General features: G+C 56.3%; 1 tRNA gene and 3 rRNA genes. All 4 read left to right on the forward strand.

Annotated features, from left to right (window positions below):
• A 16S ribosomal RNA gene (locus RBH20_RS21235) occupies positions 1-1,431 on the forward strand; the annotation flags it as partial.
• 105 nt (positions 1,432-1,536) lie between these two features.
• Positions 1,537-1,608, forward strand: a tRNA-Ala gene (locus RBH20_RS21240).
• A 201-nt stretch (positions 1,609-1,809) separates the two neighbouring features.
• Positions 1,810-4,740 (forward strand): 23S ribosomal RNA (locus RBH20_RS21245).
• Between the two features lie 134 nt (positions 4,741-4,874).
• Positions 4,875-4,997: ribosomal RNA gene (gene rrf / locus RBH20_RS21250) — 5S ribosomal RNA — on the forward strand.
• Positions 4,998-5,008: the final 11 nt, after the last annotated feature.

A 5,008-nucleotide genomic window follows, 5' to 3' on the forward strand; every position in this document is an offset into this window, starting at 1 on the left:
GATTTAGCCATGCTAGTTGCACGAGTTTAGACTCGTAGCATATAGCTCAGTAACACGTGGCCAAACTACCCTACAGACCGCAATAACCTCGGGAAACTGAGGCCAATAGCGGATATAACTCTCACGCTGGAGTGCCGAGAGTTAGAAACGTTCCGGCGCTGTAGGATGTGGCTGCGGCCGATTAGGTAGATGGTGGGGTAACGGCCCACCATGCCGATAATCGGTACAGGTTGTGAGAGCAAGAGCCTGGAGACGGTATCTGAGACAAGATACCGGGCCCTACGGGGCGCAGCAGGCGCGAAACCTTTACACTGCACGACAGTGCGATAGGGGGACTCCGAGTGTGAGGGCATATAGCCCTCGCTTTTCTGTACCGTAAGGTGGTACAAGAATAAGGACTGGGCAAGACCGGTGCCAGCCGCCGCGGTAATACCGGCAGTCCAAGTGATGGCCGATATTATTGGGCCTAAAGCGTCCGTAGCTTGCTGTGTAAGTCCGTTGGGAAATCGACCCGCTCAACTGGTCGACGTCCGGTGGAAACTACACAGCTTGGGGCCGAAAGACTCGACGGGTACGTCCGGGGTAGGAGTGAAATCCTATAATCCTGGACGGACCACCAATGGGGAAACCACGTTGAGAGACCGGACCCGACAGTGAGGGACGAAAGCCAGGGTCTCGAACCGGATTAGATACCCGGGTAGTCCTGGCCGTAAACAATGCTCGCTAGGTATGTCACGCGCCATGAGCACGTGATGTGCCGTAGTGAAGACGATAAGCGAGCCGCCTGGGAAGTACGTCCGCAAGGATGAAACTTAAAGGAATTGGCGGGGGAGCACCACAACCGGAGGAGCCTGCGGTTTAATTGGACTCAACGCCGGACATCTCACCGGTCCCGACAGTAGTAATGACAGTCAGGTTGACGACTTTACTCGACGCTACTGAGAGGAGGTGCATGGCCGCCGTCAGCTCGTACCGTGAGGCGTCCTGTTAAGTCAGGCAACGAGCGAGACCCACACTTCTAGTTGCCAGCAACACCCCTGCGGTGGTTGGGTACACTAGGAGGACTGCCATTGCTAAAATGGAGGAAGGAATGGGCAACGGTAGGTCAGTATGCCCCGAATGGACCGGGCAACACGCGGGCTACAATGGCTATGACAGTGGGATGCAACGCCGAGAGGCGAAGCTAATCTCCAAACGTAGTCGTAGTTCGGATTGCGGGCTGAAACCCGCCCGCATGAAGCTGGATTCGGTAGTAATCGCGTGTCAGAAGCGCGCGGTGAATACGTCCCTGCTCCTTGCACACACCGCCCGTCAAAGCACCCGAGTGGGGTCCGGATGAGGCCGTCATGCGACGGTCGAATCTGGGCTCCGCAAGGGGGCTTAAGTCGTAACAAGGTAGCCGTAGAGGAATCTGTGGCTGGATCACCTCCTACTGATCGGGATTGGGGCTCTGCCCCAACCCACCTTTCGGTGTTCGAGAACTCCGTCGACCGGGCACTTATGAACTATCAGGGCTGACAACCGTGCGGATCTGCCGGGCCCATAGCTCAGCGGGAGAGCGCCGCCTTTGCAAGGCGGAGGCCCTGGGTTCAAATCCCAGTGGGTCCATACGACGTGCCTGCCCCGAACCGTGCCCCTTAAGTGTGGGACGGCGATGGAATATGGTACGACGACAGATGCACCAGGCCGGGTAAAACCGAGCTTGGGAAGGGTCGATTCGCCCACCATCTCCACCTTGGGGGCGAATATGAAACCGTGTGTACGTGCGATCCAGGCGTCCACTGGACTCGTTCAGTTGAACGAGTCACAACGACGTTGGCTACTATGCCAGCTGGTGGATTGCTCGGCTCAGGCGCTGATGAAGGACGTGCCAAGCTGCGATAAGCTGTGGGGAGCCGCACGGAGGCGAAGAACCACAGATTTCCGAATGAGAATCTCTCTAACAATTGCTTCGCGCAATGAGGAACCCCGAGAACTGAAACATCTCAGTATCGGGAGGAACAGAAAACGCAATGTGATGTCGTTAGTAACCGCGAGTGAACGCGATACAGCCCAAACCGAAGCCCTCACGGGCAATGTGGTGTCAGGGCTACCTCTCATCAGCCGACCGTCTTCACGAAGTCTCTTGGAATAGAGCGTGATACAGGGTGACAACCCCGTACTGAAGACCAGTACGCTGTGCGGTAGTGCCAGAGTAGCGGGGGTTGGATATCCCTCGCGAATAACGCAGGCATCGACTGCGAAGGCTAAACACAACCTGAGACCGATAGTGAACAAGTAGTGTGAACGAACGCTGCAAAGTACCCTCAGAAGGGAGGCGAAATAGAGCATGAAATCAGTTGGCGATCGAGCGACAGGGCATACAAGGTCCCATGACGAATGACCGAGACGCGAGTCTCTAGTAAGACTCACGGGAAGCCGATGTTCTGTCGTACGTTTTGAAAAACGAGCCAGGGAGTGTGTCTGTATGGCAAGTCTAACCGGAGTATCCGGGGAGGCACAGGGAAACCGACATGGCCGCAGGGCTTTGCCCGAGGGCCGCCGTCTTCAAGGGCGGGGAGCCATTCGGACACGACCCGAATCCGGACGATCTACGCATGGACAAGATGAAGCGTGCCGAAAGGCACGTGGAAGTCTGTTAGAGTTGGTGTCCTACAATACCCTCTCGTGATCTATGTGTAGGGGTGAAAGGCCCATCGAGTCCGGCAACAGCTGGTTCCAATCGAAACATGTCGAAGCATGACCTCCGCCGAGGTAGTCTGTGAGGTAGAGCGACCGATTGGTGTGTCCGCCTCCGAGAGGAGTCGGCACACCTGTCAAACTCCAAACTTACAGACGCTGTTTGACGCGGGGATTCCGGTGCGCGGGGTAAGCCTGTGTACCAGGAGGGGAACAACCCAGAGATAGGTTAAGGTCCCCAAGTGTGGATTAAGTGTAATCCTCTGAAGGTGGTCTCGAGCCCTAGACAGCCGGGAGGTGAGCTTAGAAGCAGCTACCCTCTAAGAAAAGCGTAACAGCTTACCGGCCGAGGTTTGAGGCGCCCAAAATGATCGGGACTCAAATCCACCACCGAGACCTGTCCGTACCACTTATACTGGTAATCGAGTAGATTGGCGCTCTAATTGGATGGAAGCGGGGGCGAGAGCTCCTGTGGACCGATTAGTGACGAAAATCCTGGCCATAGTAGCAGCGATAGTCGGGTGAGAACCCCGACGGCCTAATGGATAAGGGTTCCTCAGCACTGCTGATCAGCTGAGGGTTAGCCGGTCCTAAGTCTCACCGCAACTCGACTGAGACGAAATGGGAAACGGGTTAATATTCCCGTGCCACTATGCAGTGAAAGTTGACGCCCTGGGGTCGATCACGCCGGGCATTCGCCCGGTCGAACCGTCCAACTCCGTGGAAGCCGTAATGGCACGAAGCGGACGAACGGCGGTATAGGGAAACGTGATTCAACCTGGGGCCCATGAAAAGACGAGCATGATGTCCGTACCGAGAACCGACACAGGTGTCCATGGCGGCGAAAGCCAAGGCCTGTCGGGAGCAACCAACGTTAGGGAATTCGGCAAGTTAGTCCCGTACCTTCGGAAGAAGGGATGCCTGCTCCGGAACGGAGCAGGTCGCAGTGACTCGGAAGCTCGGACTGTCTAGTAACAACATAGGTGACTGCAAATCCGCAAGGACTCGTACAGTCACTGAATCCTGCCCAGTGCAGGTATCTGAACACCTCGTACAAGAGGACGAAGGACCTGTCAACGGCGGGGGTAACTATGACCCTCTTAAGGTAGCGTAGTACCTTGCCGCATCAGTAGCGGCTTGCATGAATGGATTAACCAGAGCTTCACTGTCCCAACGTTGGGCCCGGTGAACTGTACATTCCAGTGCGGAGTCTGGAGACACCCAGGGGGAAGCGAAGACCCTATGGAGCTTTACTGCAGGCTGTCGCTGAGACGTGGTCGCCGATGTGCAGCATAGGTAGGAGTCGTTACAGAGGTACCCGCGCTAGCGGGCCACCCAGACATCAGTGAAATACTACCCGTCGGTGACTGCGACTCTCACTCCGGGAGGAGGACACCGATAGCCGGGCAGTTTGACTGGGGCGGTACGCGCTCGAAAAGATATCGAGCGCGCCCTATGGCTATCTCAGCCGGGACAGAGACCCGGCGAAGAGTGCAAGAGCAAAAGATAGCTTGACAGTGTTCTTCCCAACGAGGAACGCTGACGCGAAAGCGTGGTCTAGCGAACCAATTAGCCTGCTTGATGCGGGCAATTGATGACAGAAAAGCTACCCTAGGGATAACAGAGTCGTCACTCGCAAGAGCACATATCGACCGAGTGGCTTGCTACCTCGATGTCGGTTCCCTCCATCCTGCCCGTGCAGAAGCGGGCAAGGGTGAGGTTGTTCGCCTATTAAAGGAGGTCGTGAGCTGGGTTTAGACCGTCGTGAGACAGGTCGGCTGCTATCTACTGGGTGTGTTATGGTGTCTGACAAGAACGACCGTATAGTACGAGAGGAACTACGGTTGGTGGCCACTGGTGTACCGGTTGTTCGAGAGAGCACGTGCCGGGTAGCCACGCCACACGGGGTAAGAGCTGAACGCATCTAAGCTCGAAACCCACTTGGAAAAGAGACACCGCTGAGGTCCCGCGTACAAGACGCGGTCGATAGACTCGGGGTGTGCGCGTCGAGGTAACGAGACGTTAAGCCCACGAGCACTAACAGACCAAAGCCATCATTCATACGCACTGTGACTCATTCACCGACGATTTAACTCGTCGCTGAACGAGTCCAGGCGCAAACTGGATCGCACGTAATCACACGGTGGAGACCGATCGAGACTGGTATCCTCGTGGTTCGATTCCACGACTCGACGTTAGGCGGCCACAGCGGTGGGGTTGCCTCCCGTACCCATCCCGAACACGGAAGATAAGCCCACCAGCGTTCCGGGGAGTACTGGAGTGCGCGAGCCTCTGGGAAATCCGGTTCGCCGCCACCATTCATACCTAT

The sequence above is a fragment of the Haloarcula sp. H-GB4 genome, assembly GCF_030848575.1.
In the GTDB taxonomy this organism is placed as follows: domain Archaea; phylum Halobacteriota; class Halobacteria; order Halobacteriales; family Haloarculaceae; genus Haloarcula.